This is a genomic window from Pseudomonas edaphica (assembly GCF_005863185.1).
Lineage (GTDB): Bacteria > Pseudomonadota > Gammaproteobacteria > Pseudomonadales > Pseudomonadaceae > Aquipseudomonas > Aquipseudomonas edaphica.
Map to the genome: position 1 here is coordinate 1 of NZ_VBVZ01000668.1, position 3,221 is coordinate 3,221.

Annotated in this window: 2 protein-coding genes and 1 pseudogene; all 3 read left to right on the plus strand. The window is 60.8% G+C overall.

All coding sequences use genetic code 11. The annotated features are described in order from the left end of the window. A partial coding sequence (mgtA, locus tag FEM54_RS28630) for a magnesium-translocating P-type ATPase (RefSeq protein WP_138453864.1) occupies window positions 1-2,478 on the plus strand: 2,478 nt, incomplete at its 5' end. Between the two features lie 65 nt (window positions 2,479-2,543). Next, a complete protein-coding gene (locus FEM54_RS28635) occupies window positions 2,544-2,891 on the plus strand; it encodes a DUF2493 domain-containing protein (protein ID WP_026013827.1) in 348 nt (115 codons plus the stop codon). Window positions 2,892-2,909: 18 nt separating this feature from the next. Further along, window positions 2,910-3,221: pseudogene (locus FEM54_RS28640) on the plus strand (hypothetical protein); the annotation flags it as partial.

Genomic DNA, 3,221 nt, shown 5'->3' on the forward strand with positions numbered 1-3,221 from the left:
CTGAACAACCCGTTCATCTATGTACTGCTGACGCTCGCCGGGATCAGCTTTGTCACTGACTACTGGTTACCATTGCAGGCCGGTGAAGAAGTGGATTTGACCAAGGTCATCATCATCATGACCATGGTGCTGCTCAGCAGCCTGCTGCGTTTCTGGCAGGAGCACCGCTCGGCCAAATCCGCCGAAGCCCTCAAAGCCATGGTGCGCACCACCGCCACCGTATTGCGCCGCGAGCAAGTCGGCAGCCAGCCGATCCTGCGCGAAGTACCGATGCGCGACCTGGTCGCCGGTGACATCGTGCAGCTGTCTGCTGGCGACATGATTCCGGCCGATATCCGCCTGATCGAATCCCGCGACCTGTTTATCAGCCAGGCCGTGCTGACCGGCGAAGCCTTGCCGGTAGAGAAGTACGACACCCTGGGCGACGTCACGCAAAAATCCGCCTCTACACTGGCGGCCGACCAAGGCAACCTGCTGGACCTGCCGAACATCTGCTTCATGGGCACCAACGTGGTCAGCGGTCGCGCCAAGGCCGTGGTGGTCGCTACCGGGCCGCGCACTTACTTCGGCTCCCTGGCCAAGGCAATTGTCGGCTCCCGCGTGCAAACCGCCTTCGACCGTGGGGTGAACAGCGTCAGCTGGCTGTTGATCCGCTTCATGCTGGTGATGGTGCCGATCGTGTTCTTCCTCAATGGCTTCTCCAAAGGTGACTGGGGCGATGCGTTCCTGTTTGCCCTGGCGGTGGCCGTGGGCCTGACCCCGGAAATGCTGCCGATGATCGTCAGCGCCAACCTGGCCAAAGGCGCTACCGCCATGGCCAAGCGCAAAGTGGTGGTCAAGCGCCTCAATGCGATCCAGAACTTCGGTTCGATGGACGTGTTGTGCACCGACAAGACCGGCACGCTGACCCAGGACAAGATCATCCTTGAGCATCACGTCAACGCCTTTGGCCAGCGTGATGACGCAGTGCTGTCCCTGGCCTGGCTCAACAGCTTCCACCAGAGCGGCATGAAGAACCTGATGGACCAGGCCGTGGTGCAGTTCTCGGAGCAGAACCCCAAGTTCCAGTTGCCACTGGCCTACAGCAAGGTCGATGAACTGCCGTTCGACTTCGTACGCCGTCGCTTGTCGATTGTGGTACGCGACACGGCCGGCGACCAGTTGCTGGTGTGCAAGGGCGCCGTGGAAGAGATGTTGAGCATCTCCACACACACGCTCGAAGGTGGCACCGCCGTGCCGCTGGATGATCAACGTCGTGAAGAACTGTTGGCATTGGCCAACGACTACAACGAAGACGGCTTCCGCGTCTTGGTGGTCGCGACCCGCAATATCCCTAAATCCATGGCGCGCCAGCAATACACCACCGCCGATGAACGCAACCTGGTGATCCAGGGTTTCCTGACCTTCCTTGATCCACCCAAGGAAACCGCAGGCCCGGCGATTGCCGCGCTGCAACAGATCGGCGTAGCCGTAAAGGTACTGACCGGCGACAACGCCGTGGTCACCAGCAAGATCTGCCGCCAGGTCGGCCTGGAGCCCGGCCAGCCGCTGCTGGGTGTGGAAATCGAAGCGATGGACGACGCCACGCTGCTGCGTCGCGTCGAAGAACGCACAGTGTTTGCCAAGCTCACGCCACTGCAGAAGTCCCGCGTGCTCAAAGCCTTGCAGGCCAACGGCCACACAGTGGGCTTCCTCGGCGACGGCATCAACGATGCCCCGGCGCTGCGTGATGCCGACGTGGGTATCTCGGTGGACAGCGGCACCGATATCGCCAAGGAATCGGCCGATATCATCCTGCTGGAAAAGAGCCTGATGGTGCTCGAAGAAGGCGTGCTCAAGGGCCGCGAAACCTTCGGCAACATCATGAAGTACCTGAACATGACCGCCAGCTCCAACTTCGGCAACGTGTTCTCGGTGCTGGTGGCCAGTGCGTTCATCCCGTTCATGCCGATGCTGGCGATTCACCTGCTGCTGCAAAACCTGATGTACGACATCTCCCAGCTGGCCTTGCCGTGGGACAAGATGGACAAGGAATACCTGGCCAAACCGCGCAAGTGGGATGCGAAAAACATCGGCCGCTTCATGATCTGGATCGGGCCGACCTCGTCGATCTTCGACATCACCACCTTTGCGCTGATGTGGTACGTGTTCAGCGCCAACAGCGTGGAAATGCAAACCCTGTTCCAGTCCGGCTGGTTTATCGAGGGCCTGCTCTCGCAAACCCTGGTGGTGCATATGTTGCGCACCCGCAAGATCCCGTTCTTCCAGAGCACGGCTGCCTGGCCGGTGTTGATGATGACCACCATCGTCATCTGCCTGGGGATCTACGTGCCGTTCTCGCCGCTGGGCACCCTGGTGGGCCTGGAGCCGCTGCCGCTGGCGTACTTCCCATGGCTGGTCGGTACCCTGCTCGCCTACTGCTGCGTGGCCCAACTGATGAAAACGATCTACATCCGCCGCTTCAAGCAGTGGTACTGATCACCCCCGCCGTTTAAACGGTGGCGGTCGCCCGATCGCCACCGTGCATCACAAGGACCCTGACTATGCGCATCCTGATCTGTGCAGGTCGTCATTACGCCGACACCAAAAAGACCCGCCAAGTGCTGGACGCCTACCACCGCTTGCGCCCGGTGCAGGTATTGATACACGGCGGCAACCAGTTCCTGGGCAGCGACATCGAGGAATGGGCGCGGGAAATGAGCATCGACGTGGTGCGCTACCCGCCCAATTGGCAACGCCACGGCAAGCAGGCGGAACGCCAGCGCAACCATTTCATGCTCGCCGACAGCCGCCCCGACGTGATCATCGCCCTGCCGGGTGGTGACGACACCTCGGAGCTGGTCTGCCAGGCCAAAGCCAGCGGCATTTCGGTGCTGACCGTAGAAAGCTGAATTCAAGCGAGGTGCATCATGCACAAAAAACACAGCCCTGACCGTCACGACGGGTTTGCCAAATATCGCGCGCGCCATTATCGCGGCGCTCGCCACACCCTGCTGTTGCTGCCACCGGCCAAGCGCCGCGCGCTGCAACGTAACCTGATCTTTATCGGCACCACACTGGGCCTTATTTTACTGATCGCGCTGTTTTCAAAAGCTCAGGCGGCCGGCGGCTCCTACGTGGTCGACGACGGCGGGATGAACGATCCGGGCGAGTGCAGCGTCGACGCCTGGTACACCGCCAACCGGCATCAAGGCAACATTCATAACCAGACGCTTAACCCG

Coding starts and splice junctions, on each gene's coding strand:
- FEM54_RS28635 (WP_026013827.1), top strand. CDS start 2,544: ATGCGCATCCTGATCTGTGCAGGTCGTCATTACGCCGACACCAAAAAG.